This is a genomic window from Bradyrhizobium guangxiense (assembly GCF_004114915.1).
In the GTDB taxonomy this organism is placed as follows: domain Bacteria; phylum Pseudomonadota; class Alphaproteobacteria; order Rhizobiales; family Xanthobacteraceae; genus Bradyrhizobium; species Bradyrhizobium guangxiense.
In genome coordinates this window covers 497,137-522,031 of sequence record NZ_CP022220.1, presented here as the reverse complement: position 1 = coordinate 522,031, position 24,895 = coordinate 497,137, and the positions used below count along the sequence as shown (strand labels likewise).

Annotated in this window: 28 protein-coding genes and 1 pseudogene; 6 read left to right on the top strand and 23 right to left on the bottom strand. The window is 60.7% G+C overall.

From position 1 onward, the window contains the following. The first annotated feature begins 547 nt into the window (after positions 1-547). From X268_RS36980 to X268_RS36970, 4 genes and pseudogenes are all read left to right on the top strand, one after another. On the top strand, positions 548-1,279 hold the full coding sequence (locus X268_RS36980) for a LuxR family transcriptional regulator (protein WP_128929827.1): 732 nt from the start codon (positions 548-550) through the stop codon (positions 1,277-1,279). A gap of 81 nt (positions 1,280-1,360) precedes the next feature. Further along, positions 1,361-1,993, top strand: coding sequence for an acyl-homoserine-lactone synthase (locus X268_RS36975; protein ID WP_128929826.1), 633 nt, complete (start codon positions 1,361-1,363; stop codon positions 1,991-1,993). Between the two features lie 59 nt (positions 1,994-2,052). Next, positions 2,053-2,229: pseudogene (locus tag X268_RS40985) on the top strand (helix-turn-helix domain-containing protein); the annotation flags it as partial. A 39-nt stretch (positions 2,230-2,268) separates the two neighbouring features. Beyond that, positions 2,269-3,018 (top strand): LysR family substrate-binding domain-containing protein, encoded by a 750-nt coding sequence (locus X268_RS36970; RefSeq protein ID WP_232995622.1) that lies wholly within the window; start codon positions 2,269-2,271, stop codon positions 3,016-3,018. Here X268_RS36970 and X268_RS36965 read toward each other — a convergent pair. From X268_RS36965 to X268_RS36860, 22 genes are all read right to left on the bottom strand, one after another. Next, entirely contained in the window at positions 2,988-3,224 is a 237-nt protein-coding gene (locus X268_RS36965; RefSeq protein WP_128929824.1) for a DUF2274 domain-containing protein, read from the bottom strand. The two genes, X268_RS36970 and X268_RS36965, sit on opposite strands and share 31 nt — an antisense overlap. 4 nt (positions 3,225-3,228) lie before the next feature. Beyond that, positions 3,229-4,437: a TraB/TrbI/VirB10 family type IV secretion system protein gene (locus X268_RS36960; protein WP_128929823.1), complete on the bottom strand. Its 1,209-nt coding sequence runs from the start codon at positions 4,435-4,437 to the stop codon at positions 3,229-3,231. Beyond that, positions 4,434-5,381 (bottom strand): P-type conjugative transfer protein TrbG, encoded by a 948-nt coding sequence (gene trbG, locus X268_RS36955; RefSeq protein WP_128929822.1) that lies wholly within the window; start codon positions 5,379-5,381, stop codon positions 4,434-4,436. Before trbG ends, X268_RS36960 begins: the two co-directional genes overlap by 4 nt. A 32-nt stretch (positions 5,382-5,413) precedes the next feature. Further along, entirely contained in the window at positions 5,414-6,097 is a 684-nt protein-coding gene (trbF, locus tag X268_RS36950; RefSeq protein WP_128929821.1) for a conjugal transfer protein TrbF, read from the bottom strand. Between the two features lie 458 nt (positions 6,098-6,555). Continuing rightward, complete coding sequence (gene trbL / locus X268_RS36945; RefSeq protein ID WP_128929820.1) at positions 6,556-7,785, bottom strand: P-type conjugative transfer protein TrbL; 1,230 nt, start codon at positions 7,783-7,785, stop codon at positions 6,556-6,558. Then, positions 7,782-8,156, bottom strand: a complete 375-nt coding sequence (trbK-alt, locus tag X268_RS36940; RefSeq protein WP_128929819.1) for a putative entry exclusion protein TrbK-alt — start codon at positions 8,154-8,156, stop codon at positions 7,782-7,784. Before trbK-alt ends, trbL begins: the two co-directional genes overlap by 4 nt. Continuing rightward, a complete protein-coding gene (gene trbJ, locus X268_RS36935; RefSeq protein ID WP_128929818.1) occupies positions 8,156-8,887 on the bottom strand; it encodes a P-type conjugative transfer protein TrbJ in 732 nt (243 codons plus the stop codon). The genes trbK-alt and trbJ overlap by 1 nt, the downstream gene beginning before the upstream one ends. Further along, on the bottom strand, positions 8,884-11,325 hold the full coding sequence (gene trbE / locus X268_RS36930) for a conjugal transfer protein TrbE (protein ID WP_128929817.1): 2,442 nt from the start codon (positions 11,323-11,325) through the stop codon (positions 8,884-8,886). Before trbE ends, trbJ begins: the two co-directional genes overlap by 4 nt. Positions 11,326-11,336: 11 nt before the next feature. Continuing rightward, a complete protein-coding gene (locus X268_RS36925) occupies positions 11,337-11,600 on the bottom strand; it encodes a VirB3 family type IV secretion system protein (RefSeq protein WP_128929816.1) in 264 nt (87 codons plus the stop codon). After that, positions 11,600-11,869 carry a TrbC/VirB2 family type IV secretion system protein gene (locus X268_RS36920; RefSeq protein WP_232995658.1) on the bottom strand — a complete coding sequence of 90 codons (270 nt, stop codon included), beginning with the start codon at positions 11,867-11,869 and terminating at the stop codon, positions 11,600-11,602. The genes X268_RS36925 and X268_RS36920 overlap by 1 nt, the downstream gene beginning before the upstream one ends. 47 nt (positions 11,870-11,916) lie before the next feature. Continuing rightward, positions 11,917-12,837, bottom strand: a complete 921-nt coding sequence (trbB, locus tag X268_RS36915; RefSeq protein WP_128930183.1) for a P-type conjugative transfer ATPase TrbB — start codon at positions 12,835-12,837, stop codon at positions 11,917-11,919. 201 nt (positions 12,838-13,038) lie between these two features. Then, complete coding sequence (locus tag X268_RS36910) at positions 13,039-13,467, bottom strand: ribbon-helix-helix domain-containing protein (RefSeq protein ID WP_128929814.1); 429 nt, start codon at positions 13,465-13,467, stop codon at positions 13,039-13,041. 7 nt (positions 13,468-13,474) lie between these two features. Next, on the bottom strand, positions 13,475-15,457 hold the full coding sequence (locus X268_RS36905) for a conjugal transfer protein TraG (RefSeq protein ID WP_128929813.1): 1,983 nt from the start codon (positions 15,455-15,457) through the stop codon (positions 13,475-13,477). A 43-nt stretch (positions 15,458-15,500) separates the two neighbouring features. Beyond that, a complete protein-coding gene (locus X268_RS36900; RefSeq protein WP_128929812.1) occupies positions 15,501-17,258 on the bottom strand; it encodes a relaxase/mobilization nuclease domain-containing protein in 1,758 nt (585 codons plus the stop codon). A gap of 624 nt (positions 17,259-17,882) precedes the next feature. Continuing rightward, a complete protein-coding gene (locus X268_RS36895) occupies positions 17,883-18,782 on the bottom strand; it encodes a lytic transglycosylase domain-containing protein (protein WP_232995621.1) in 900 nt (299 codons plus the stop codon). Next, positions 18,782-19,294 carry a S26 family signal peptidase gene (locus X268_RS36890; protein WP_128929811.1) on the bottom strand — a complete coding sequence of 171 codons (513 nt, stop codon included), beginning with the start codon at positions 19,292-19,294 and terminating at the stop codon, positions 18,782-18,784. Before X268_RS36890 ends, X268_RS36895 begins: the two co-directional genes overlap by 1 nt. Next, positions 19,291-19,755, bottom strand: coding sequence for a DUF2840 domain-containing protein (locus tag X268_RS36885; RefSeq protein WP_128929810.1), 465 nt, complete (start codon positions 19,753-19,755; stop codon positions 19,291-19,293). The genes X268_RS36890 and X268_RS36885 overlap by 4 nt, the downstream gene beginning before the upstream one ends. 286 nt (positions 19,756-20,041) lie before the next feature. Then, a complete protein-coding gene (locus X268_RS36880; protein WP_128930181.1) occupies positions 20,042-20,923 on the bottom strand; it encodes a replication initiator protein A in 882 nt (293 codons plus the stop codon). 23 nt (positions 20,924-20,946) lie between these two features. Beyond that, complete coding sequence (locus tag X268_RS36875) at positions 20,947-21,228, bottom strand: helix-turn-helix transcriptional regulator (protein WP_128929809.1); 282 nt, start codon at positions 21,226-21,228, stop codon at positions 20,947-20,949. A gap of 131 nt (positions 21,229-21,359) precedes the next feature. Beyond that, positions 21,360-21,800 carry a DUF2285 domain-containing protein gene (locus X268_RS36870; protein WP_188637459.1) on the bottom strand — a complete coding sequence of 147 codons (441 nt, stop codon included), beginning with the start codon at positions 21,798-21,800 and terminating at the stop codon, positions 21,360-21,362. Between the two features lie 139 nt (positions 21,801-21,939). Next, a complete protein-coding gene (locus X268_RS36865; RefSeq protein WP_128929807.1) occupies positions 21,940-22,134 on the bottom strand; it encodes a transcriptional regulator domain-containing protein in 195 nt (64 codons plus the stop codon). Positions 22,135-22,299: 165 nt separating this feature from the next. Then, positions 22,300-22,572, bottom strand: coding sequence for a DUF2285 domain-containing protein (locus X268_RS36860; protein WP_128929806.1), 273 nt, complete (start codon positions 22,570-22,572; stop codon positions 22,300-22,302). Between the two features lie 143 nt (positions 22,573-22,715). On the opposite strand from X268_RS36860, the gene X268_RS36855 reads away from it, so the two are divergent. Both X268_RS36855 and X268_RS36850 read left to right on the top strand, forming a co-directional pair. Then, complete coding sequence (locus X268_RS36855; RefSeq protein ID WP_128929805.1) at positions 22,716-22,964, top strand: helix-turn-helix domain-containing protein; 249 nt, start codon at positions 22,716-22,718, stop codon at positions 22,962-22,964. Between the two features lie 267 nt (positions 22,965-23,231). Further along, positions 23,232-23,513: a helix-turn-helix domain-containing protein gene (locus tag X268_RS36850; RefSeq protein WP_128929804.1), complete on the top strand. Its 282-nt coding sequence runs from the start codon at positions 23,232-23,234 to the stop codon at positions 23,511-23,513. A 247-nt stretch (positions 23,514-23,760) separates the two neighbouring features. On the opposite strand, the gene X268_RS36845 is transcribed toward X268_RS36850, so the two are convergent. Continuing rightward, positions 23,761-24,081, bottom strand: coding sequence for a DUF736 domain-containing protein (locus X268_RS36845; protein WP_128929802.1), 321 nt, complete (start codon positions 24,079-24,081; stop codon positions 23,761-23,763). Positions 24,082-24,895: the final 814 nt, after the last annotated feature.

Genomic DNA, 24,895 nt, shown 5'->3' with positions numbered 1-24,895 from the left:
CTTAGTTGGCGATCGAGAGCAATGATCGCAAAAGTGTAGGCATTTTCGAAAGGCCGCTTCGACGACGCATAGAAAAGTCTCCAACTGGACGGCGAGCAGAACGCTGGGCGGCGCTTGACGCGCACGGCCCCGTCTGCCTACGAAAAATTATCTCTTAGCTTTTCCTCAGCCCCGCCTCGCCTGCCGTAGAGAACGTAGGACCACTTTGGGAGTAAATCCGCGAAGAATCCCGGCGTACGCGCATTTATCCTGCCAAATTCTGCGATGAGCGCAGGACTGCGGCCTCTAAGTGTAGTTGCGTGTGTGGAAGATGACCGCCAAACTATCAGGGCTTGTCGTCCTTGCGCTCTTTGGCGGTTCTCGCCTACAGAACCGCCCAGAACAGTGATGTCGGTTGCGCCGTGTCGAAAGTGGACGTGAGCTGAATAGGTGCAGCTCGATCGCTGGTCGGTTAACAGTGTGACGTCGCGAGACTTTCGAACAACTTGCCTTTACGCAGCAAAGGGACTCGTAACGTCGCTCATCTTCTCTACCGAATCGTATGCGAATGAGCACGCACCGTATCTTCCAAAATTTTCTCAATCTGCTGATCAACGCGAACCACGCTGATGGCTTTAGCGACGCCTTGGCGGTCACCGGACGCGCACTTGAGCTGCCATGTTTGGCTTATCTGGCCTGGCCGAAGAGACGGGGTGAGAACGCCCTCGTGATTTCCACGTATCCCGCCAATTGGGTTGCGCATTATGTGCGCAGTCACTATGAGCGCCTCGACCCCATTATCGAGCGTGCGCTGGAGACCACGGAGCCCTTTAGCTGGGACCACAGGGAACCTCATAGATTGATTTCTCGGGCGCAGCGAAGCTTGCTCGACGAAGCTGCTCAGTGTGGGATCCGATTGGGATTCACCGTTCCAATCCACAACGGCGCCTCCATGGCCGCCTTGACGTTTGCCACCGACCAGAATGACCGAGCATTTCAATTGAGCATAGAGCGCCGCTCGGAGGTCCTCCAGTTCATGGCCATTTCTTTCGACCGGCGCGTGCGGCAAAAGCTTTCTCATGAACTGATGATCGCTAACGTTGAACTCTCACGTCGCGAAATGGAGTGCCTCGACTGGGTCGCAAAGGGCAAGACCACATGGGAGATTGGGCAGATCCTGCAGATATCGCCAAATACCGTGAAGTCCTATTTGAATAATGCAAAGAACAAGCTGGGCGTGAGGACATTGGCCGAAGCGACTTCACGACTTGGCGCTGCTAAGGCAGTTAGGCAAGATTAGGGCCGCGCCGCCCCTCTAGTTGTACGTGGTGCCATTTGCACCCGGCTCTCCCATATAGTCGAAATCCGGACAGGAGGGGTCATGATTCAACTGATTGCCGAACCATTTCACGGCGCGTTCTCCCAAACGCTAGCGGCCATGCACAGGCTGCGGCATCGCGTCTTCAAGCAAAGATTAGATTGGAGCGTTCACAGTTCCGGCGAGATGGAGACCGACGAGTTTGACGCGCTAGGTCCGGTATATCTCGTCCAAACGTCGGTCGAGGGACTGGTGCAGGGGTCGGTTCGCCTTTTGCCGACAACCGGCCCGACGATGATCCGCGACACCTTTTCTGTGCTCCTGGGAAAGTGCCCTGCCCCATCGGATCCTCATGTGTGGGAGAGCAGCCGCTTTGCAGTTGATCTTCCTTCAGATGCTCCGAAGGCGGCACACGGGCTTGCGAGGGCAACTTACGAACTCTTCGCGGGCATGATTGAGTTTGGTCTGTCTCGACAGCTCACGAGCATCGTCACAGTCACCGACGTCCGGATGGAGCGAATTCTGAGGCGCGCAGGATGGCCGCTTCGCCGGATTGCATCGCCTTGTGAAATTGGAAACACGCTTGCTGTCGCCGGCCACCTGGAAATCACGCTCAATGCTTTGGACAGGATACGTGCGGCCGGTGGACTCGCCGGCCCAGTTCTCTGGACTCCAGTCCTGTCGCACGCCGCCTGACTGCCGGCTCGCTGCCCGCAGAACTCATCCGACTTAAATCGCCGCACCTTGATTTGTAAATGCCTCCAATCGACCACCTTGCCTGTCAGACACAGCGACCAATATCCAATCCAATAAGTTTACAACATCTGCGCGTTGCTGTGACAGTCAATGAAGCGGGCAGCATTCGGAGCGCAGCCAGGGTGCTGGGTGTCGAACACTCGGCCATCAGTCGGGCGATCGGACGATTGGAATGCCTGGTTGGTACCCGCTTGTTCGAGCGATCGAGATACGGGATGAATCCAACAGCCTCTGGTACGACATTCCTGAGGACGGCAAAGCTTATCATCGAGCAGGTCGATTCATTATCGAAGGCGACAGTCTTGACCCTGTCCAAGCGGGCGGATCACCTGGCTATCGGCTTCTGCCCATTCGTCTCCGCAGGACGAATAACACCTGCGATCGCCGAGTTTCAAAGCCGTTATCCGGAAATCAAGGTCGCCGTCCTTGAACGCGTCATGCCGGAACTCCTGATCGCGCTTCAGACGGGCTCGCTCGATATCGCCATCGCGCCAGACGGTCTATCTTCCATGCTGCTCACGGCGGCCTTTCCCCTATGGCGTGAAGGTATTCTCATCGCACTCGCCAAGAATGATGAGTTAGCTCAGAACGAGTCGGTCTCCTGCGCCGATCTGCACAGTCGAACCGTTCTCGTCAGCCGCGATGATCCCGCAAGAGAAGTCGAAGACCTTCTGGTCTGCAAACTGGCGGCTCATGGAAACGGGGCCTTAATCGAAGCCTGCGACGTGAGCCGCAGCAAGCTGACCAGTCTCGTCAGCATTGGCCGCGGCGTCACGCCGTTATTGGCATCCGAAGCTCACGCCGGATTCCCAGGGGTGGTGTATCGCGAACTGCACGACGCAAGGGGACCCAGTCGGATCACAATGTCAGCTCATGTCAGAACCGGCGATGAAAGATCTGTTGTCGCCCACTTCCTAGCCCTTCTGAGAGAATGTTATTCTTCAGGAGGGGAAGAGCGGGCTTGACGTTTTGATTTCGCAAAAGCCCGGTCTGTCGCCATGAAGCGCGCCAACATCGGGCCAATGAGCTTGGCAGGTTCGACGGCCTGTCCGGTTTGCTTCGCCAGCACATCGGCATAGACGTGCAAATCCCGGTGAACATGGGCCGCGAGTTCGACCGTCATTTTGACAGGCCGATCGTCCACAAGCGCTGCAATCTTCAATTTAGGCATGCGGCTAGCCTCTATAAGGTTCAAGAATGAGATCACGGTTGACCAGGACGCGGACCGGGTAACCCGGGCGTATCGTCAAGGTCGGCTGGATATTGAGGCTACGGCGGACCACTTGTTGGCCGGCCTGGTTCAGCGAATCTGATGCACCGCGCCTGAGGGCACCAATGATTGCGCTGTTGCTATTGCTCGCATCGGAACCTGCACCCGCTTCCGAGCCAACAGCCAGGAAGGTCGACAGCGCCGCCGCCTTGAACAGCTCACCCCAATGGTTGTCAACCTGATCTTCAAGGCCGGCATAGCCTTGCGTGTCTGTCCCCGGTTGGCGCTCCAAGACGACCGAGCGGCCGTTCGGCATGATCAACCGGGTCCAAACGAGCAGCACGCGGCTCTGGCCGAAGCTCACCTGACTGTCATAGATGCCAGTCAGTCTGGCGCCCTGGGGGATGAGGAGAAAGCGCCCGGTGGGCGTATCATAAACATTCTCGCTTACCTGAGCTGTGATCATTCCAGGCAGATCGGAGCGAATGCCGGTGATCAGGGCCCCGGCGATAACCGATCCGGCCTGCACCACGTAAGGTGATGGCGCCTTCACGAGGCGGTCTGGACTGGTCGTTCGTCGATCGGTGGCCGCATTTACGAAGGCGAGCTTCCGGTCCTGAGCGTTTTGCAGTGACCCATCCTCGCTGCTGGGGATCAGGGAGGGAGCATTGGCGCCACCTGCTTGGGCTCCGCTCGACGCTGCCGTGTCCCTCACATTGGTAGAGGCGAACAGTCGGCTTACACGAGCCGCCTCTTGTTCCTGGTCACGGCGTTGCTGTTCCTGGTCGGCCGCAGCGCCTGGCGCGGCGATCTGGCCTTTGGCGGCCAGGATTGGTCTGCCGAGATCGCCGGGAAGAGGTGGACCAAGCTGGGGGACAGGAGGGGTGACCTTCGAGTAGTCCGGCGGCAACGCTGTGACGCTCTCAGCAACATTGTGACGCTCAGCCAGATAGAGCTCCTCGGAAGCGGCCTCACGCGGCCGTTGTTTCTGGAGCGCCCACGTCGCCGCCGCGGCGACCAGCGCCAGGCAGAGCGCGGATCCGGTCAGCAGCACCTTGCGAGACAAGCGGGTGACGCTCGGGTATTCGGGCCGGAGCCGAAACCCATCCTCGAGCTCACCTGTCTCCTGTTCGCCGTCCGGGGAGGTCTCATCTTCGCGGTGTTCTTCCGTCATGACGAAAACCTCCCGTCGGTGCGGACGATCCTAACCTTTTGTTGATGTTCTCCACCAAGCCGCAGTTCGGCAGCCGCAAACAGGCGGTCGACGATCAGGACGCTGCCAAAGGTGCGATAATTGACGATTTCGCTCTTACCGTCAGGCCCGAGCACAAACAGCGGCGGCATTTCGCCTTGGACGATACCTTGCGAGAACTCGATGTAGACTTTTCGGCCGTCGTCGTAGGCTGCAAGGGGGCGCCACGGCGGATTGTCCCCCTCGATCGCATACCGAAAGCGCCGTTGTGCAAGCTCTGGGAGCAGCGGAACAGGAGTCAATTGCTGCCGCTTGATCCGATCTTGCGGATAGTACCACGCGACCGATGGCATGTAGGGCTTCTCGCGCGAGCGGAGCTCGAGGAGATAGGTGCGCCGATCAGTATTGATCACGAGGTTGGTTTCGATGGAGGCGCGCGTCGGCTTGACCAGCACGTGCACCCTGCGCTCCTCGCCGCTGCCGCTTTCGGTGTCGCCGATGACCCATCGCACGGTGTCGCCGGCTGCGAGCGGGCCGGAGCCGGTCAACTGCTCCCCCTCCTCAAGAGCAATGTCGGTGATCTGTCCCGGCGCGGCATAGACCTGATAGAGCGCGCCCGGGCTATAGCTGTAGATCTGTGCGGCGTTGAAATAGCCTCTCCGCCTCGGCTCGACGCGCGCCGCACTGTTGGCGATTTCGATCCGGTTGACCGGCTCGACATCCTCCTTGGTGCCCGGCTTGCCGCCAAGCGACGGCTTCCAGGATGGAGGCACATGCAGGGGACGCGGACGATCATCCGCCGGCGCTGCCGCCACAGGCAGCGGCGGCACATCTGTGTCATAGCTGATTTCGGGTGGAATGAAGGTCGAGCAGCCGCTGAGCATGCAGCCAAGCATGACGGCTGCGGAAGTGATGCCCCTCTTCATTGGCGCTGTCCTGAACTCGCAAGGATATACTTTCACTGCCCCAACTCCTTGGACCAATTGATCGAATTCACATAGATTCCGAGAGGATTTTTGCGCAGCCGATCGGCATCACGCGGCGTTCGGATGACGATGCTCAGGATGGCTGTCCATCGCTCGGTCGAGGCGAGCGAGCCGTTCTCGTAAGCGCGCTGAATCCATGCGACACGAAAGCTGTCGGGCGAGGCCCGTATGACGCTGGAGACTTCCACCGAGATCTGCGCCTTGCCGAGCCCGGCGAATGGGTCGTTTGCCCTGGCATATTCATTGAGTGCGACGGCCCCGCGATCGGTCGTGAAGTCGTAGGCCCGGAGCCAATTCTGCCGCAGCACGATGGCATCGGATGGCAGGGCGCGCACATCTTCGATGAACCGCGCCAGGTGCCAGGCAATTTGTGGATCCGTCGGGTCGTAGTCGGAACTTGCAGGCGAGACCCGCTGAGCTTGACCGAGCCGGTCGACCTCGACGATCCACGGCGTTATCGTTCCTTGTGTCGATTGCCAGATCAGCCCGCCGGCAAGGCTGCAAGACAGAGCAAGGCAGCCGAACGCCATCAAGCGCCAGTTCTTCGCCTGCAGGCGGGCCGAGCCGATGCGCTCGTCCCAGACTTGACCTGCCTTCTGATAAGGGGTGAGTGCCGCCGGCGCGCGGCCATAATGCGTTGCTGATCTCTTAAACATTGAACTTCCCCTGAGTATCCCTGATCCATCGTAGCGAGCCGGCAGCAGACGGCGTTTTGCTCATGTCGGCTGCTCGATGCGGATCACGCGCGCGAACACGCACAAGCACCGTACGATGTGGCAGCTTCTGCACCGCCGGCGGCGAATGCTGCGACTGAGTCCCCTTACTTCCGGGAGCTGCGCCGGATTGCGCGGCAAAAGAACCGAGCCCAATCCTGCCTTCGCACCCGCGACACCGAGAAGAAGGGGCCGTTGGCGCAGCGACGTGTCGGACGGGATCTGGCCATGGATCGCTTGCCAGATCAGAGCTGGCGTCAGCGTCAAGGACAGAATGCGAGAGGCTTGAATGACGCATTGACGACCCAGCCGACGCACTGCAGAGGACCCACGAGAACAGCTGATCATCGGAACAGGCCGAGCGGAGTTCGACGGCCATGCGCCGTTCTCGGAAATCCCTCTCATCGGCGCTCTTCCTGGGAGAGATCGACCGAGCTGCCGCTGCCACCGGGATCGCCGGATTTGACTGCATGAACTGCCGCCGATACCCCCCGATCAAGGCCCTGACCTTGCTTGATGCGCTGAGCCCAAGTGGGGCTACCGCTCGCGGTCTGAGCTGAAGTGCTCGTCGATTGACCGCCTCCGCCAACCGTCGAGGCCATCCTGCGAAGTGGACTTGCTGCTGCAGAGGCGGCCGCATTTGCGACGCCCGTGAGGCCGCCACTGCGATATGCCGCTGCGGTGCCCGTGACAGCGCTTGCGCCCATCCTGCCGGCGCCCACGAGCGCTCCGCCGGCGAGCCCTGCCGCACCTGCAGCAAGCCCGGCTGTCGCCACCGCGGCGCCGCCTGCGGCAAGTGCTGTACCGACCGCAGATCCTGCGCCGAGTTGCGGCCCACCGGAGACCAGCCCGCTTGCGATGCTCGGTCCGAAGATCCCCAACGCCAACAGCGAGAGCGCCGCAAGAACCAATGTCATGGCATCTTCGATGGTCGGTTGGGCGCCGTTGAAGCCCGACGTAAATTGCGAAAACAGTGTTGAGCCGATGCCGACAATCACAGCCAGCACCAGCACCTTGATGCCTGATGAGACCACGTTGCCGAGGACGCGCTCTGCCGCAAAGGCGGTCTTGCCGAACAGGCCGAAGGGAATCAGCACAAATCCGGCCAATGTAGTGAGTTTGAACTCGATCAGTGTCACGAAAAGCTGAACGGCCAGAATGAAGAAGGCAAGAAGCACGATTGCCCAGGCAAACAACAGAACCACGATCTGGACGAAGTTCTCGAAAAAGCTGATGTAGCCAATCAGGCTGGAGATCGAGTCCAGGAGCGGACGGCCTGCATCGAGGCCCACCTGCGCGATCTTGCCCGGCCGCACGAAATCGCCGGCCGACAAGCTGGTGCCGGAGGCCTTCAGCCCAAGGCCCGCAAAGCTCTCGAAGACGATACGGGCGAGACTGTTCCAATTTCCGATCAGGTAAGCAAAAACCCCGACGAAGAGCGTCTTCTTGACCAGCCGCGCGATGATGTCGTCGTCCGCGCCCCAGCTCCAGAACAACGCTGCAAGCGTGATGTCGATCGCAGCGAGGGTCGTTGCGAGGTAACCGACCTCCCCGCCCACGAGACCAAAGCCGCTGTCGATGTAGCGTGTAAAAGTCTCCAGGAATTGGTCGATGATGCCCGTGCCGGTCATTGGTCGCCCCCTACCGCAGGACGGGCTAGATAGCCTTGAGGCAATCGGCTCTGATCCTTTGCTTCCAAAGCCTCTTCCGCCGAAGAGCCAACTGACGAACCCTTCGAGTCCGTCTTCTGCCCAAGGAAGCTCCGGCGGCTTTCTGCCCAGACCTTCCGGCAAGTCTCATAGGCATCAGTTTGCGTGGATGTCACGGCACGGCAACGGATCAGGTCAGCCTCGTGCACACTCGGTATTTGGGCGGTCATCGGCTGGGGTTCGAGCTCACCCGCATGATTCTGCAGCGTGAGCGTGCATGCGATGATCGCCACTATGCCGCCAAAGACGGTGATTGCGATCGACACCGCCTTGATAGTTTTCGGATCCCTCATCAGTGAAACATCTGTACGTTGGAGGATTGATAGCCGGGCCCAGGAGTCAGAAAGCGCTGCAGCTGTTCGCGGCCCTGGTCTTGGGCCGCTGCGCGTTGGGCTGCTTCGAGAGCCTGTGCCCGGCCGTGGGCCGCGACGGTCGCGGTGAGATCGGCGAGCTGTTGGGCCTGAAGAGCGAGGAGCTGATTACCGGCCTGGGTTGCCTGGAGCGCGCCGCTGGCGCTCTGGCTCGAGCTCACCAGGGCGGACAGCTGAATGCGATTGGTGTCGAGGTTGCCCACAACGCCGGCTTGGAGGCGAAGAGCGTCCTGAAGCGCTCCGACGGAGTTCTGCCAGCGCGCCTGCGCTCCCGCAAACAGCGCGGCATCGGACTGGCTGCTTGTTGCCGGCGCATAGCTTGTGGCAAAGGCGTGGTCGATCTGTTGGACGTCGTAGGCGATGTGCTGCGCCTGACCAAGGAGCTGCTGGGTGCGCTGGATGGAGGTCTGAAGCTGCAGAAGCGAAGAATAGGGCAGGCTCGCCAGGTTTTTTGCCTGGTTGATCAGCATCTGCGCTTCGTTTTGCAGCGAGGTGATCTGGTTGCTGATCTGCTGCAGCTCGCGAGCGGCGGTCAACACGTTCTGAACGTAATTGTTGGGATCGAACACAATCCACTGGGCACGCGCTGTGCCGCTAGAAAAAGCCGATGCAACAAGGATCGTGATGGCGAAACGCAAGCGTCGAAGGCTCATCGTGATGACTCCAGATTTTTCAGATTCGGGATGAGGTCGATAGCCCAGCTTGCTCCGCGGTGCTCAAGCCAGACCGCTAGAAACCCCTCGGCGCCGTGCTCGGCGACCAGGTGCTCGATTGCGAGTTGATCGGACTTGGCTGATGCGGCTGTAAAGGCGAGTGCGACCTCGCCGAGGCCAAGCTCGAACATGCGGTTGCCTCGGCGAGACTGGCAATAATAGTCGCGCTTCGGCGTTGCCCTGCTCAGGAGTTCGATTTGGCGATCATTGAGCCCGAACCGGCGATAGATGGCTGTGATCTGCGGCTCGATCGCGCGCTCGTTTGGCAAGAGCAGCCGCGTCGGGCAGCTCTCGATGATTGCGGGGGCGATTGCCGAGCCGTCGATGTCGGAAAGGGACTGGGTGGCAAACACCACCGAGGCGTTCTTTTTTCGGAGCGTCTTCAGCCACTCCCGCAACTGTCCTGCGAAATCGGCATCATCGAGCGCTAGCCACCCCTCGTCGACGATGATCAATGTAGGCCTGCCGTCGAGCCGGTCACCGATCCGGTGAAAAAGATAAGCGAGTACGGCCGGCGCAGCCCCCGTTCCGATCAGTCCTTCGGTCTCAAATGCCTGGACTGAGGCTTCCCCAAGCCGCTCGAATTCTGCATCCAGCAGCCGCCCATAGGGCCCACCCAGACAATAGGGCTGGAGAGCGCGCTTGAGGACGTTCGACTGCAGAAGGACAGAAAGCCCGGTTAGCGTCCGCTCGGGTACCGGTGCCGAGGCAAGCGAGGTCAGGGCCGACCACAGATGGTCCTTGCCTTCTGGAGAAAGATCGACCTTCTCTCGTGTAAGAAGAGCGGCCACCCAGTCAGTCGCCCAGGCCCGTTCGGCGGGATTGTCGATCCAGGCCAGCGGCTGCAATGCGATCGGTGCGCCATCATCGGCCGACAACGCGCCACCAAGGTCGTGCCAATCGCCGCCCATGGCGATCGCGGCCGCCCGGATCGAGCCGCCAAAATCGAACGCGAACACCTGCGAGCCGGGATAGCGGCGGAACTGAAGGGCCATCAACGCGAGCAGAACCGATTTGCCGGCGCCGGTCGGTCCCACAACAAGAGTATGCCCGACGTCGCCAACGTGAAGGGAGAAGCGGAATGGCGTCGAGCCTTCCGTCTTGCCAAAGAGCAGCGGCGGCGCGTTGAAGTGCTGGTCCCTCGCCTCGCCTGCCCAGACGGCAGAGAGAGGAATCATGTGCGCGAGATTCAAGGTGGAGATCGGAGGCTGCCGAACATTGGCGTAGACATGGCCGGGGAGGCTGCCGAGCCACGCCTCGACGGCATTGACCGTCTCGACCATGCAGGTGAAATCGCGACCCTGAATGACCTTTTCCACTTGGCGTAGCTTTTCGTCGGCCGCCCTTGCATTCAGATCCCAAACGATGACAGTGGCGGTGACAAAGGCCTCTCCGATCTCGTCGGATCCAAGTTCCTGGAGCGCGGCGTCCGCGTCCATCGCCTTGTTGTGCGCATCGGTATCCAGCAGCGAGGATGCTTCGTTCGTCATCACCTCCTTCAGGATCGCGGCAATAGACTTCCGCTTGGCGAACCACTGCCGGCGAATTCGGGTTAGCAGCCTTGTGGCTTCTAGCTTGTCGAGCATGATGGCTCGGCTCGACCAGCGATAGGAGAAGGCAAGCCGATTGAGGTCATCAAGAATCCCAGGGGTCGTGGCGGTCGGGAAGCCGACGATCGTGAGCACCCGCAAATGCGCCGCTCCCAGCATCGGCTCCAGCCCTCCCGAGAGCGGCTGATCCGCCAGCAGAGCGTCCAGGTACATCGGGATCTCCGGGACGCGGACACGATGGCGCTTTGTCGAGATCGTCGCGTGAAGATAGGTCAGTGTTTCGCTGTCATCGAGCCAGCGGCATTCGGGCATGAAGCCTTCGATCAACTGCAGGAGGCGCGCCGTCCGATCAACGAAGCCAGCCAGCACCTGCCGCGCATCGGCATCTTCGTTGCGAGCGCAGCCCTCATAGAGAAGCCGCTCGGCCCTTGCGGCATCTTCCGGCGGCGGAAGATAAAGGAGCGTAAGATAGTAGCTCGACTCGTAGTGGACGCCCTCCTCCTCGAACTGGGCCTTGCGCTCGGCGTCAACGAGCGCGGAGGCGACGTCCGGGAACATGCTCGGCGGGTATGCTCCCGCGGAGTGACGCTGGGCTTCGACGAAGACCGCCCAGCCCGAGCCAAGGCGGCGCAGCGCATTGTTGAGCCGGCCGGCGACTGCGACGAGCTCCGCCGGTACCGCGCTGTCGAGATCGGGCCCGCGAAATTTGGCCGTGCGTTGGAACGAGCCATCCTTGTTCAGGACAATGCCCTCATCGACCAACGCGGCCCAGGGAAGGAAGTCCGCAAGGCGGGTGTTCGACTTGCGATATTCGGCAAGATTCAACATGGGAAAGGTTCCTAAAGATCGAAATGAGCGGGAATTCGCAGGTGGCGGTGTACGACCTCGACGAAAGCGGGATCGCGCTTTGCGGCCCATACAGCTGCGGCGTGGCCGAGCGCCCAGAGCAGCAGGCCCGCGATCCACAGGCGCAATCCCAATCCAAGTGCCGCTGCGAGCGTGCCATTGACGATCGCAACAGCTCTCGGCGCTCCGCCCATCAGGATCGGTTCGGTCAATGCGCGATGCACCGGCACGAGGAAGCCTGCGACGCCCTCCTGCATCAGATCACCACGCCGCCGCCAAACGAGAAGAACGACAGGAAGAAACTCGAAGCCGCAAAGGCAATCGACAGGCCGAAGACGATCTGGATCAGCCGGCGAAAGCCGCCGGACGAATCGCCGAAGGCCAGCGTCAAGCCTGTGACCACGATGATGATGACCGCGATGATCTTGGCGACAGGCCCCTCGACCGATTGCAGAATCTGGTTGAGCGGCTGCTCCCAGGGCATGTTGGAGCCGGCGGCCATGACGGGGGTAGCGGTCGTGGTCATGGCAATCAAGGCCAGGGTGAAAGCTTGCGAAGTCTGGAGGCGATGGTTCACTTGAGATCTCCTGCTGGTGAAAGACTGTAGTCGCCGCCCGCACTGATGCCCTCGACGCGGGCGAGCTCGGCAAGGCGGCGATCGGCGCCGCGCCCCGAAAGGACGGCGATGACATTGATGGTCTCGGCAATGAGCGCGCGCGGGACGGTGACGACCGCCTCCTGGATGAGCTGCTCCAGGCGACGTAGCGCCCCGAGCGCAGAACCTGCGTGGATCGTGCCGATGCCGCCGGGATGCCCCGTGCCCCAGGCCTTGAGGAGATCGAGCGCCTCCGCGCCTCGGACCTCACCGATTGGAATTCGATCCGGCCGCAGCCGAAGTGAAGAGCGCACGAGGTCAGACAGCGAGACCACGCCGTCCTTGGTTCGCAGAGACACGAGGTTTGCTGCCAGGCATTGCAGCTCCCTGGTATCTTCGATCAGAACGACCCGGTCGGAGGTCTTGGCAACCTCCACCAGCAGCGCATTGGTCAGCGTGGTCTTGCCTGTCGACGTGCCGCCCGCGACGAGGATGTTCTGTCGCCCGGCAACGGCGTCCCGCAGCATCGCGGCTTGACCGGCGCGCATGATCCCGGCGGCGACGTAATCGTCGAGCGTAAAGACAGCGACCGCTGGCTTTCGGATCGCAAAGGTCGGCCGAGCCACGACCGGCGGCAACAATCCCTCGAACCGCTCTCCGGTTTCCGGCAGCTCGGCCGAGATCCGGGGAGCAGCTCCATGGACCTCTGCACCGACATGATGCGCGACCAGCCGAATGATGCGCTCCCCGTCCGCAGGTGACAGCTGCTGGCCGGTATCCTCCAAACCGCCGGACAGGCGGTCGATCCAGAGCCGCCCATCGGGATTGAGCATCACTTCGATGACGGCATCGTCTTCGAGATAGCGCGCGACCGCAGGCCCGAGCGCGCTGCGCAGCATGCGCGCGCCGCGCGAGATCGCCTCCGCTTGAGCCGACTGGATTATCACGAGAGCCCCATTCGCTTGAGAGCGCCCCCCACGAGCGCCTCAGATGGGGACGATTAGAAAAACCACGATGGAAGATGACGCAACAACGTGGCTCGTCGGATCGTAGGCTAGCGTAGAAAGAGAAACATTGGCGCAAAGCCTCAACAACCGATGTCAGTTGCTGTCTCCGTCCGCCGGCTGCCGAACGATATCTTCGGGAATCTCGCGCAGAAAACTCTGCCCCTTTTGCAGGCGACGGCCGAGCGTCTCGACAAAACCCTCGAAGCGCTCACGCCCCTTGGCTTGGGCGGCAGCCTGGGCGTCGGAGGGAAGCGGGGGCGTGACTGTCAACCAGAACCGCACGAACAGAGCCAGAGTTTCAGCGGTAAGTCCGAGGTCGCGTTCGAGGCGTTGCATTTGGCGCGATATCCTGTCGAGACGACGCGAAAAGGCGGCTTCCCGCCGGTCCGAGCCATCTGGGGACAGGAACGAGCTGACTGCCGCCTCGACGATTGCAGAGCGTGAGATGTTTTTTCGATCGGCAAGTTCCGTGATCTGTGCCAACAGCTCTGGAGGGAAGTAGACGTTCATGCGGTTGCGCATGATCTTCTCACAATTCAATGCCATCATTCGGGTCGAGTGCGGCTTTCCGCGCAACGCCGCGCATCTTCTGCCGCAGCAGGCGCGACTGGCGCGCGGCATCTTCGTCGTCTTCCAGCACGGCGAATTCCTCGGCCGGCGCGACCTCCGTCGTTTCCTTAACGATGGCGAGGTGATCCGGAAGCTCGGGCTCTCGCCGCAGTCCGCCATTGGCCGTGTCAGCGTCGCCACCGCCAATGTCCGCGGGCGTCTTATCGGGAATAGCGGCCTTCAGCCCTGACCAGCTGTCGGCGCGAGAAGACCTTCGGATCTTGACGGGATCTGGCGGGGGAAGTACGCGCTCGGCAAATCGCTCATCCTCGTAGTAGCGCACTTTTCTCGCACGGATTGGAGGAGTGCCTGCCACCATCACGATCTCCTCTGACGGCGGCAGCTGCATGACCTCTCCCGGGGTCAGAAGCGGCCGCGCGGTATCTTGGCGAGAGACCATGAGATGGCCGAGCCATGGGTTGAGCCGATGGCCGGCGTAGTTCTTCATGGAGCGTATTTCGGTTGCCGTGCCTAGCGCATCGGAGACGCGCCTTGCGGTGCGCTCATCATTGGTCGCAAAGCTTACCCGGACATGACAGTTGTCTAGGATCGCGTTATTCGGGCCGTAGGCCTTCTCGATCTGGTTGAGCGACTGGGCAATGAGGAACGCCTTGATGCCGTAGCCGGCCATGAAAGCCAGTGCCGACTCGAAAAAATCAAGTCGTCCCAAAGCTGGAAATTCATCCAGCATCAGCAACACGCGGTGACGGCGATCCTTATCCTGAAGGTCCTCGGTGATCCGCCGCCCGATTTGGTTGAGGATCAAGCGGACTAGTGGCTTGGTTCGCGAAATATCCGAGGGCGGCACGACCAGGTAGAGCGTGGTGGGGCAGTTGTCTGCGATAAGGTCGGCGATCCGCCAATCGCAGCGGCTTGTCACTTCGGCGACGACGGGATCCCGATAAAGTCCGAGGAAGGACATCGCTGTCGAAAGCACACCCGAGCGTTCATTCTCGGATTTGTTCAGCAGCTCTCTTGCCGTAGAGGCGACGACCGGATGCGGCCCCTGGTCCTTGAGGTGTGCTGTCGTCATCATCGCGTTCAGCGTCGTTTCGATCGGCCGCTTGGGATCCGATAGAAAAGCGGCGACGCCGGCGAGCGTCTTATTGGGCTCGGCATAGAGGACGTGAAGGATTGCCCCGACGAGCAGGGAATGACTGGTTTTCTCCCAATGGTTCCGCTTGTCGAGCGAGCCCTCGGGGTCTACGAGCACATCTGCGACGTTCTGGACGTCCCTGACCTCCCACTCCCCGCGCCGGACCTCCAGAAGCGGATTATAGGCTGATGATCTGGCATTGGTCGGATCGAACAGCAGCACACGGCCGTGCTTCGACCGAAACCCGGCTGTGAGCTGCCAGTTCTCACCCTTGATGTCGTGCACGATGGCCGAGTGCGGCCATGTCAGCAGCGAGGGGACGACGAGCCCGACGCCCTTGCCGGACCTCGTTGGAGCAAAGCAGAGGACGTGCTCGGGCCCATCGTGACGCAGGTCGTTCTTCTCCAGTCGGCCAAGCACAACCCCGTCCGCGCTCAGCAAACCTCCCGCCCTCACCTCCTCAAGCTTGGCCCATCGGGCCGAGCCATAGGTGGCAACGTCCTTGGCCTCCCGGGCGCGCCAGACAGACATGGCGATGGCCACGGCGATGGAGAGAAAGCTTCCAGAGGCGGCGATGTAGGCGCCCTCGGTGAATACGTCAGGTGCATAGGCGTCGAACACGAACCACCACCAGAAGAACTCGGGCGGGTAATAGACCGCAAATCCATACATCTTGAACCAGGGCAGACCGAGCTCGGGTTGGAAGGCCAAGCGCCAGGCCGTCCACTCCGTCGCGCTCCAGATCGTGAGCAGGACGATCGCGCCGACAGCCACGAGCTGCCCCCACAAGATCTTGGTTCCGGACATCGACAAGGCTCTCCTTCGCTGAATGACGCTCTGGCCAAGGAAATCAAAGACCGAGGTCGCGCTTGCGGCCGAAACTCCACTCGATCCCACCGCCATCCCTAACGCTTCCCGTCACATGCTGGCCGAGGCGTTTTTCCAGTTCGCGCGTCCAGGGGACGAGTTGAAAGCCAAGCCCATTGTCGATCAATGCAAAGCGGCCCGACGTGAGGGACAGGCTCTTTCGGTATGTTCCTGCGACCTGCTCACCGACTGCGGCTTGCGCGTGAGGCAAGCCGGTCTCGGCCGCGATTTCGGCACCGGCCGCCTCTAGCTCCCGGCGCCGCAGCGTATTGAGGAGATCGCGTTGCAGGATGATGCGCCCTCCCGCTCGGTGTGCGAGCCCTGCTTCTGCAAGATGTTCGGCTCGCGCCTGCATCGCTTGCCGAGCCTCCCGCCCGAAGCCGCCCAAGGCGAGCGGCATCGAATCGCGCTCGACCAGTCGGTGGTCGAGCCAGGTTGCTCCCGGCGCACCTATTTGCGCGGGAAGATCGAAATCCGAGCGATTGGCGAGCACGCGCGTCGGCCGCTGCTCGTCCATCCCACCGAACTGCCTGACTTCGACAATGCCGCCAATGGGGGGCGCCTGTTCGAATGCCTCAAGACCACGAAAGCGGACGTGATGGAGCCGTCCGTCGGTCGCATCAATGAGCGCATAGGCTTCGCCGGTGAGCTCGTCGTGTAGCCCGGTTGCCAATAATCGCCCGATAATCGGTGCGGTCGTTCTTTCCCCCGTAACGGCGAATTCCGAGAGACTTCGTTCCTGTCCCCGCTCTGTCATCGCTTGATGCATGGTCTTGATGATATCGCCCCGAATTGCAAGGTCTCTGAGATGGGGTTCTGCGTCCAAACCCACCATCCACTCACCGGGTACCGCCGATGAGGCAAGGCCCATCTTTTGCAGATGCTGAAGGCGCCCGATCATAAGGCGGCGGATTTCGGGGTCAGATATCCCTTCCCGATCGGGCCGCAGGTCGAGATAGCCGGTCTCGTCGGCAGCCAGACGGATCTCGCGGTCGAGCCGTGTCCATCTTTCGGCGAAGACTTCGCGTTCGAGAGCCCTGCGGATCTCGTGCTCGGCTTTGGGCCCGAGCTCGATGGATGCCAGCTCTTCCGCGCGAGAGCGTAGTCCCTGGCTGATATAGTCGCGGGAGATCACGAGGTCCTCAACGTTGTCGCTGACCCCGCGAACAAGCAGGTGAATGTGTGGATTGTCCGTGTTCCAGTGATCGACGGCGACCCAGTCGAGCCGTGTGCCGAGGTCCGCCTTCATCTGCCTGGCGAGATCGCGCGTGAACGCTTTCAGATCGCTCATCTCGCCCCCGTCCTCGGGTGCGATGATGAATCGAAAATGATGCCGATCGCCCTTGCAACGCTCGGCGAAGGCGCTGCCATCAACCTCTTCGCGTTCGGCGTCAAACAGCGAGGCTCTCTCGCCGCTGCGGGTCACGCCATCGCGCCGGAGGTACGAGATATGCGCCGCGAGTGATGCCGAGCCGAATGCCAATCCCTTATGCCGCGCGACCCGCGCCTTCACGGTCACGCGGCGCGCAGCGCTAAACAGACGGTTGCGGGCAAACTGGAGCCGGCCGCGGCCGAACGTCGAGCGCCCGACGCGTCCTCCGCGGCTCATCGAGGAGGCGGAGGTGTGGCCCGCCTTCTGCGCCGCTTGCAGTACCTGATTGAAGAAGCTCTTGGCCTTGGGCGCGCGCGTGCTGCGGATGCGGCCGGGCCGGATGTGAAGTTCGCTGTCCTTGGTATTCACGGTCGTTCTTTCCTCGTAAATCTTAGTCAGTACCGAAAGATGCATTGAATTTGCTTGTGAATGTTCAAAGCGCGGCACGCGCCACGACCGATCGGCACGCCAGAACCCAAGCCATGGCAATGGCTTGGCGTTCGACGGGCGAGCCGCTTTTATCTTGCCCTAGCCCGTCGTTCTTTGTTACTCGCTCTTCCTTCCTCTAGTTGACGAACATTTCGTCTGCTGGTCCACGGATCAGCAGACAAATCTCCTGCCTTTTCGCCTGCAAAGGAGGGAGATTTACGGCAAAGAGCAGTTGGGATTCATTGTGGTGGATCCTCCAACAGCGCCTGCAGAAACACGTCGGCTGGTGGCCGATTCATTGGGAAAAAAACAGCCGCGACGTGGCAGTTAGTTTGCGAAGCGCACACTGTTTGCGAGCGCTTGCGATAGCGATCGTTACCCGAAGGGCCGAGACACCCATAGGGTGGCTCGGTGAGGAGCGAAGCGACGAGTAGAGCGCGGGCCGAAGGCATCGCCCATATGCCGTATGCAGATGCCGGACGCTTACGGTCGTTCACCTCCGCCCCTCTCACTTCTCGCCGATCGCTCGCTGACATGTGTTCCGCTCCGCAACCGCGCTTCTGATCATTGCATGGTGCGAGAATCGGTCCGCGCCACGAATAGACCAGTCGAGCTTGGAACGATCCGCAGAATATCTCGCGAGGAGATAGCGTTCATGATGTCTGCCGAAGGCACAATCCTTATCGACCGGTCGTCCGTTCTCGGCATGTCAGTTGGCTTATGAGTTGACTGCGGAATGAGCAGCGACGATGCTGATGACGTGACGCCAGCCTTCCAGGTCGGTTGCTGATCGACGTCCAGCACGGACCCAAGCCTCTTCACATAGGCTTGGGTTTCGACAGGCAATGGACGCCCGGCAAGATGCTCCTGATAGCGCAGCGGTCCTGCGTGATAGGCAGCAAATACGCCGTTCGGTCCGAAGCGGTCGAGCATTTCACGCAGATACGCCGTTCCTGCCAGGATGTTGTCACGGGGGTCGAACGGATCGCTGCCGAGGGCGTGCCGGCGGCGCAATTCGGCCCAGGTGTCGGGCATGAGCTGCATCAGCCCCATGGCGCCTTTGGGCGATCTGGCACGAACGTCTCCAGTGCTTTCGACAGCCATCACCTCGACAATCCAGGAGACTGGAATGGAAAAACGCTGTGAAGCTTCGATGATGAAGGTTTCGAATGGCTGGGCCCCTTCGTGCTCCGCCCCTGTTGCTGTCTCCTCGGCGACCGAAGCACTGCAAAGCGCGAGCACGAGCAACAGGAAGGGTGCAGCGAACAGGCGCGCGCCAAACTGTGCCAGGTACGTCCTCCTGCGCGCCTCTTCCCGATGGAGAAAGCCTTTGTGCGCGCCATTCAGCAGCGGGAGGTGTTCCTCCCTAACATCGCCTTTGCATGGAGGAGCCGGAATGGAGAAAGGGCCTTGCGGTCCATCGAACAAGCGCATGGTGAAATGAATATGACGAACACACCTCATCACTCCTCCGAGGTCCACACCGGGTCCGCACGGCCGATCACGGCTGCGGCTGGAAGAAAGCCAAAATACCGGCCGTCGAAGGACTCATCCGATTGCCAGTTCATGAGAAAGAGCTCGGCCGGCCCGACGACGCGGCAGCCCTGCCAGTCTGGCAGCGGACGGCCGCGGCCGTCACGCTCACGCGCCTCACCCATAGCAATGTTGTCCACCGAGATGGCGAGGCCTGTTCTGCAAACCGTCTGCCCGGGGAGCGCGAGGATACGTTTGAGCATAGGAAGGCCGAGCGGCAAATAGCCCTTCAGGTCGAGGAAGCTCGCCAGCGGTTCAGGCGGCTGAACCGCAACCAGCTCCGTGACATACAAAGTCTCTGCGGAACGCAGGCGGTAAAGGCCGATGGGCACGCTCGGCGATGCATTCCAGATGAAGGCCGGCGTTCGCCCTTCCACGATGGTTACGGCGATCGCTGCGGCAGCCCCGCACATCGCAAGCAGCGTCATCATCCGCCCTCTCATCGGATGATCCTCCGCCGGCGAAGCCAGGCCTGATGGCGAGCTTTCGTGTAGGGACGTGGGCTTTCATTGACGGAAAGACGGTTGTGGACATGCTGCCAATGATCTGGGGCGACATCAGCCGGATCGATACCAAGTGCCTCGACGGCATCGATCATCTGCAGCACGCGCTCGACCTTCGGCCAGCCAGAAAGGCGAAGCAGAATGTCGCCTCCTGGCTTCACATAGGGCACGGTCGAGCAGCGCTGACCCGCGGCGACGGCACGCAGGATATCAATGCGCGAAATCACCGTCCCGAAATCATTCGACGTCCAACGAACGAACGCAAAGATGCTGCCTGGAGCAAATGCCAGGACGCGACGATGGCGATCGAGCTTCCGTTCCTCGACATTGCGGCCAAATCGAACCCGGTTCTCGATCCGCTTCTCCAGCCACAGCACTTCCACCTCGGTGAGATCGCTCATGCTGTCTCTCCCGGAAGCTCGAAAAGCCAACGGCTAGTGATGAGGACGGACGATTGCGGGATTTGAACCTGAAGGCAGCTCGACCGTCCGTGCCACTGCCGCTCTTCCACAATGTGGGCAACAGCGAGTTCCGTTAGAAGAAATCCGAAGGATTTCTGGTTAGTAAAGTTAGGGGGCCAGGAAAGCGCGCGTTCACAAGCCTTTAGGTTCGCTTTCGGTCCCCGATAGCACGATGATCTGGTCCCTGATGGCACGAGGGTTGCGGTCCCCGATAGCACGAGCTGATTCACAGGTTGTCCCCTGAAATTGGTCCCGAACGACGCGCCGACAGGCGCGCCGTAACGGGAAGGTTTGGGATCGAGGCGAAGTTCAGCCGCTCGCGGCCGTTTGGATCGCGCGTGAGGACGAGCCGATAGCCCGGCAATGTCTGCCGCTGGACAATCTGTCGAACGTCGTAGGCAAAATGCTTGAGCGGCGAGAGGCTGCCGGACTTGGCATGAAGATGGGCAAGGTCGAAGCTCCAGCCGCCGCGCTGCCGGCCGCCGTGCTTGCGCACCAGCCGGTAAAGCCAGCGCTCAAGGCCACCTGTCAGGTCGAAATAGGCGCGGTCGATCGTCAGAACGAGAGCGTCATCGATCACGCCGGCATAGAACCAATCTGGCAGGATCAGTTCGATCCCAAATGGTCTGCCATATGCATCAGCGGCTTCCTTCCACTCGTTAATCCAGGAGAAGCGGTGCCGCCGCCGTTCTGCGGGTTGACGGATCGAGGTCAGCACGGTCGTTGACTGAAGTCTGTCAAGACCTGCCTTCAGCCGGTCGTAGTCGCGTGCGCTGGTGCCGCGGCCGACGAACGTCAGAATCTCATATGGCGTTGCGGCTATCAGGCGTGATGTTTTCAGACCGGCATCGCGAGCTTCGACGATCTGGGAGGCAGCCCAAATCAGGACGTCGGCGTCCCAGATCGTTGCCATGCCGTGCTCCGGGACAGCTTCGACGCGGATTGAGGTTGTTCCGGCGCAGAAATCGATGGGCACGATCCTTTTGGTCTTAGCCAGCGAAAAGAATGGATAAGCCATCAGATCCTGCGCATCGCGTGGAGCAAGATCTCCCGGCAGGGCGCGGAAAAGCTCAAGCTGATGGCGGTCGGCTTGCTGAATGCGTCGCATGATGATTGCCTTCAGAGCGACCATCAGCGGTGTTCCTGGCCGGCATAACGACGTAGTTGCGAATGCTTTTTGGCCGGCAGCACCGTGTCTTTGCCAGGGTCAGAAGTGGACGTTTTGGCGCCGAGATCGGCCCACGCTTTCAGGTCGTCCAAGGCGTAGACGACGCGGCCGCCGATCTTCCGGTAGGTCGGCCCCGTACCGTAAGTGCGATGTTTTTCCAGCGTGCGGCCAGACAGGCCGAGGTAGCGTGCAGCCTCGGGAGTGCGCAGGAAACGCGGAGGAAGTCCGGCGGTCGGATCGGGCATTTGAGAGCTCCAAGATGGCGGCGCACCACCCATGAGGGCGCCGGCGTGGGTGTGGTCATCTTGGAGAAGCAGGGCTTCGGAGGGGGATGCCGAAGATCGGGGGTGCATGTTTCGACACCCCCGCGATGAGGCTATTTGTTCCTGCGCCCGGAGCGCAGAAGCCTGCAATAGCCGCCCCGCATCAAGGAGAAGCCGTCGTGTACCAGACGGATGATGAGGCTACGGGAATCGTGGGTCTTCCAGGCTTGCTTTGGGACGCTTTTCTTTCCAAGCAGTGCCAACGCGATCACACGATAGCTGCTACCGGCATGACGTGCGTCGAGCGCACGCGCGACTTGCCTTAGGCGATCCCGGCGCTGTTTGGAAAGTTCGTGGAAAGCGGGGCCTGCCGCGCGTCCGTTGAGCGCGCGCCACAATCTGCGAGCTGCATGCGCTCGCGGCGGCAAGTTCTCATCGAAGGGAAGTTTGGCGGCATAGCGATGACCAATGGAAGGTTCATCCTTCAACCAGACACGGTGGTTCACGGTCCCGATGCGCAGCACGGCGTGCCACCCATCAGCGGCGCGACGCATTTCGGCCGTCGAGACGTTGAATAGAGGTAGATCTGGCGCACTCGGGTCAGCGCCTGACGTCGTTACCGCAACCGGGACGACATCCGGCAGCGCCTCGGGCGCCCAAAAGATTGTCTGTTGATCAAAGGACCGCTGCGGGTCATGGGCGAAAGCAGATGCCCCACTTCCTCCTGAATTCCTCGGTGACTTCACCCGTCGGGCTCTTGGCGATCACAGCCTGGTAGTCACGTTGGTATTCAGGATTGCGACGCACGAACTCCCAAGCGATATCAGTGGGGTCAGCATTATTCAGGTAGTCGTAGGAGTCCGGGGAGCGCCAATCGACTTGGGCCATAACATCCGCCTCATTGCAAAGAGCTAACAACGATGACGGCGCAATAGCTGCGAACAGGCCTTTGGGAAAAGATGCCAGCTTGTCACCACGTGGTGCACGTGAGTCACCACGCCCGAGTGCCGAGAAAAAGGTGTCGTCAGAACCAAAGCCGTCTAGAAAACTATTCTAGGTTGATCTAGGTCCGCGCAACAGACGTCCCTGTTCGGTCAACCACTTCGCGCGCTGAACATGTGTCTGGTATGCAGTACGCGCACGCTCCGGCTCGCGATCGGAGTCGATGTGCAACACGATCCGAGCGACCTCGGACCAATCGGCCCCCTCGCTCTCCGCCTGCAGAAGGCGCATGTAGGTTACGACATGCTGTTCGTCGTAGGAGGTCATGGCGTCCCCAGCGGGAGGGGCATCGGCCACTTCGGGATTTAAGTTGAACTTGGTCATGGGCTGACAACAAACATCGAATAATTGCAAGGTTCCTGGACGCGCGATTGACGAGCGGTCTCATTTTAGTCGTATTCCGGGGTCGGTGCAGATACATACTATAGGAGATAAACCTCATAGTATGTAAGACGCAACTTGCGCGAATGGACATGCGCAAGTTGGTCGGCCGGAATTTCGCAAAGCTGCGGAAGCAAAAGCGCTTTACGCAGGAGAAGTTCGCCGACCTGTCCGGCTTTACTCAACAATACATCAGCGACTTGGAACGCGGCCGCCGCAATCCAACCGTCGTAAGCCTGTTCCAGCTCGCCAGTGCGTTGGGCGTCACTCCGGTTGATCTCATCGCGCCGGACGAGGAGGCGCGAAACGAAGGAAAACTGGCCAAGCGGAAGTAACTGTTTCCGAAAAAGCCAAAGCACCTGCCCCAAGTGAGGGTAGGACGCTTCCCACAGGTGCGACGATGGTTCGGACAGCACTGTTCGCACGTCGACGGCTCCAACGGCCTACAAAAGTCTTACCGTTTCAGCTGCGCCAGCAACCTCCTTGGGAGACACGGGATGTTCTGGTGATGGCGTGCTGAACGGTCTCTCTATCGAGAGCCTACTTAAATAGTCGGGCCATATCCAGTGGTTTAATGGGCCACCAAATGGCTGCCTGCGCAAATGAAAGCTCGCGCACTCGTAGCCTGGAATATACGCCGGATACGCGTCGATCGCGGTATTCCGCAGGAGCAATTGGCTTATGACGCGGGAATAGATCGTTCGTATATGAGTGGTCTTGAGCGGAAGTTGAAAAATCCTACGATTGATTTGCTTGACCGGTTGGCTGACACCCTCGGTGTCCAACTCAACGAGTTATTCCTTCCATTACCAAAGGGCGCTACGATCCATAAAACATTGCCTAAAGGGCGCAAATCGACCCGACTTGACCGCAAGAAGAAATAACACCCTCTGTTTCGACAATCGCGGGATATACGCCTACGTCGCTTGTGTAACGCGTGGGCCGTCTTTGGAGCGAGATGGCCCTGATCGTAACAGGCCGGTGCGAAGGGGTTTGCCGATCTCAGTGGCGCCGACCTGTGGCTAGTGCTGAATCCATCGCAAAATTAAGATTCGCATTCCGAGCCCATGGAATTCGCGCCGATGTGCGGAAAGCCCGCCCGGCGAACCGGGCGGGGCTTGGCGGAGGATCTCACTCGCCGTTCTTGCGCGGCCGGGACCAGAGCAGGTTGTAGCCCTCGCCACCTTCGTCGTCGAACAGGCTCGCGTAGATCGGCGCGTTGAAGGAGGGATCGTCAAGCTTGATCGAGAGGTAGTCGCGGCCCTCTTCGGAGCGCTTCGACCAGGCTGCGCCGATCTCGGCCCGACCCACATAGATGCGGTGGCTGGGCGCGTTCTCGTTGGAGCGGTTGGTCTCGGCGACGATGCGGACGCCCCTAGCCTGCAAGCTCAGCGTGACGATCTCGCCCTGGAAATCATTGCCGACCTTCTTGAAAGTTCCGATATTAGCCATCTTGCTTCTCCGTTGTGTTTCGAGCCCGCGACCACCGCGGCCTCGATGGCGATCTCAAGGGCGAGGACGATCGGCGACGCACCCGCTCGCGGGCTGAAGCGCAGCGGAGGACGCCGTTGAAGAGACTTTCTTGTCTCGCGAGGAATGGGCGTGAGCCCAGGGGAAGAAAGTCGCAGCAACGGCGTTGCGGCTCAGCCGATCGAGGCGCAGCCGGTCTTCGGCCAGATCGAGCCATCAAAGAGGCCTCGTGCGTCCGCGTGCTGAACCTCAAACCCGGGGAGAAGCTTGGCGAATTTCGGTTCCTCTGCACAAGAGGTCGGAACGGTTCGGGAAGGAAGAGAAACAATCTGCGGGAATGGGCGGCATCGTCCCCGCAAAGCCGGTCAAGCGGTGCGCTTCGTCCCGGCGCCGGAGCTATGTGGGGCGAGACGTGATAATCGGTGCTGCTTGTTCGTAGCACTTCATAGGCAAGCCGTTAAGCTGCTCACACGACATCATGCCTCGTCGGCTACCAATCTTAGAAATCTGTATGACGATGAGGAACGTCCTAACGGTCCGGCTTTGCGCATCGCGGCCGCAATAACTGGGTGAGTCGGTAGTTCACCGCCTCGGCCGTCCAGTCGAGTACGTCTATCCTAGCAGCGTCATCCATGTGAACGCTGCCTCACCGTTGCAGATTAAGGCCATTCAGGTGATGACCCAGGCCAGTGCTGCGTGCACGTACCGCAGGACATCTGCGAGAACTGATCAGTACGGCCCCCGGACGCCGAGAACCAGATATCGCGGCCCTCAGCTCATCGTCGAGCCACTGCAC

What these genes read in the sequence shown, in the direction of transcription:
- X268_RS36980 (WP_128929827.1), top strand. Translation starts at nt 548, where the DNA reads ATGAGCACGCACCGTATCTTCCAAAATTTTCTCAATCTGCTGATCAAC.
- X268_RS36975 (WP_128929826.1), top strand. Translation starts at nt 1,361, where the DNA reads ATGATTCAACTGATTGCCGAACCATTTCACGGCGCGTTCTCCCAAACG.
- X268_RS36970 (WP_232995622.1), top strand. Translation starts at nt 2,269, where the DNA reads ATGAATCCAACAGCCTCTGGTACGACATTCCTGAGGACGGCAAAGCTT.
- X268_RS36965 (WP_128929824.1), bottom strand. Translation starts at nt 3,224, where the DNA reads ATGCCTAAATTGAAGATTGCAGCGCTTGTGGACGATCGGCCTGTCAAA.
- X268_RS36960 (WP_128929823.1), bottom strand. Translation starts at nt 4,437, where the DNA reads ATGACGGAAGAACACCGCGAAGATGAGACCTCCCCGGACGGCGAACAG.
- trbG (WP_128929822.1), bottom strand. Translation starts at nt 5,381, where the DNA reads ATGAAGAGGGGCATCACTTCCGCAGCCGTCATGCTTGGCTGCATGCTC.
- trbF (WP_128929821.1), bottom strand. Translation starts at nt 6,097, where the DNA reads ATGTTTAAGAGATCAGCAACGCATTATGGCCGCGCGCCGGCGGCACTC.
- trbL (WP_128929820.1), bottom strand. Translation starts at nt 7,785, where the DNA reads ATGACCGGCACGGGCATCATCGACCAATTCCTGGAGACTTTTACACGC.
- trbK-alt (WP_128929819.1), bottom strand. Translation starts at nt 8,156, where the DNA reads ATGAGGGATCCGAAAACTATCAAGGCGGTGTCGATCGCAATCACCGTC.
- trbJ (WP_128929818.1), bottom strand. Translation starts at nt 8,887, where the DNA reads ATGAGCCTTCGACGCTTGCGTTTCGCCATCACGATCCTTGTTGCATCG.
- trbE (WP_128929817.1), bottom strand. Translation starts at nt 11,325, where the DNA reads ATGTTGAATCTTGCCGAATATCGCAAGTCGAACACCCGCCTTGCGGAC.
- X268_RS36925 (WP_128929816.1), bottom strand. Translation starts at nt 11,600, where the DNA reads ATGCAGGAGGGCGTCGCAGGCTTCCTCGTGCCGGTGCATCGCGCATTG.
- X268_RS36920 (WP_232995658.1), bottom strand. Translation starts at nt 11,869, where the DNA reads ATGACCACGACCGCTACCCCCGTCATGGCCGCCGGCTCCAACATGCCC.
- trbB (WP_128930183.1), bottom strand. Translation starts at nt 12,837, where the DNA reads ATGCTGCGCAGCGCGCTCGGGCCTGCGGTCGCGCGCTATCTCGAAGAC.
- X268_RS36910 (WP_128929814.1), bottom strand. Translation starts at nt 13,467, where the DNA reads ATGCGCAACCGCATGAACGTCTACTTCCCTCCAGAGCTGTTGGCACAG.
- X268_RS36905 (WP_128929813.1), bottom strand. Translation starts at nt 15,457, where the DNA reads ATGTCCGGAACCAAGATCTTGTGGGGGCAGCTCGTGGCTGTCGGCGCG.
- X268_RS36895 (WP_232995621.1), bottom strand. Translation starts at nt 18,782, where the DNA reads ATGAGGTGTGTTCGTCATATTCATTTCACCATGCGCTTGTTCGATGGA.
- X268_RS36890 (WP_128929811.1), bottom strand. Translation starts at nt 19,294, where the DNA reads ATGAGAGGGCGGATGATGACGCTGCTTGCGATGTGCGGGGCTGCCGCA.
- X268_RS36885 (WP_128929810.1), bottom strand. Translation starts at nt 19,755, where the DNA reads ATGAGCGATCTCACCGAGGTGGAAGTGCTGTGGCTGGAGAAGCGGATC.
- X268_RS36880 (WP_128930181.1), bottom strand. Translation starts at nt 20,923, where the DNA reads ATGCGACGCATTCAGCAAGCCGACCGCCATCAGCTTGAGCTTTTCCGC.
- X268_RS36875 (WP_128929809.1), bottom strand. Translation starts at nt 21,228, where the DNA reads ATGCCCGATCCGACCGCCGGACTTCCTCCGCGTTTCCTGCGCACTCCC.
- X268_RS36870 (WP_188637459.1), bottom strand. Translation starts at nt 21,800, where the DNA reads ATGCGTCGCGCCGCTGATGGGTGGCACGCCGTGCTGCGCATCGGGACC.
- X268_RS36865 (WP_128929807.1), bottom strand. Translation starts at nt 22,134, where the DNA reads ATGGCCCAAGTCGATTGGCGCTCCCCGGACTCCTACGACTACCTGAAT.
- X268_RS36860 (WP_128929806.1), bottom strand. Translation starts at nt 22,572, where the DNA reads ATGACCAAGTTCAACTTAAATCCCGAAGTGGCCGATGCCCCTCCCGCT.
- X268_RS36855 (WP_128929805.1), top strand. Translation starts at nt 22,716, where the DNA reads ATGGACATGCGCAAGTTGGTCGGCCGGAATTTCGCAAAGCTGCGGAAG.
- X268_RS36850 (WP_128929804.1), top strand. Translation starts at nt 23,232, where the DNA reads ATGAAAGCTCGCGCACTCGTAGCCTGGAATATACGCCGGATACGCGTC.
- X268_RS36845 (WP_128929802.1), bottom strand. Translation starts at nt 24,081, where the DNA reads ATGGCTAATATCGGAACTTTCAAGAAGGTCGGCAATGATTTCCAGGGC.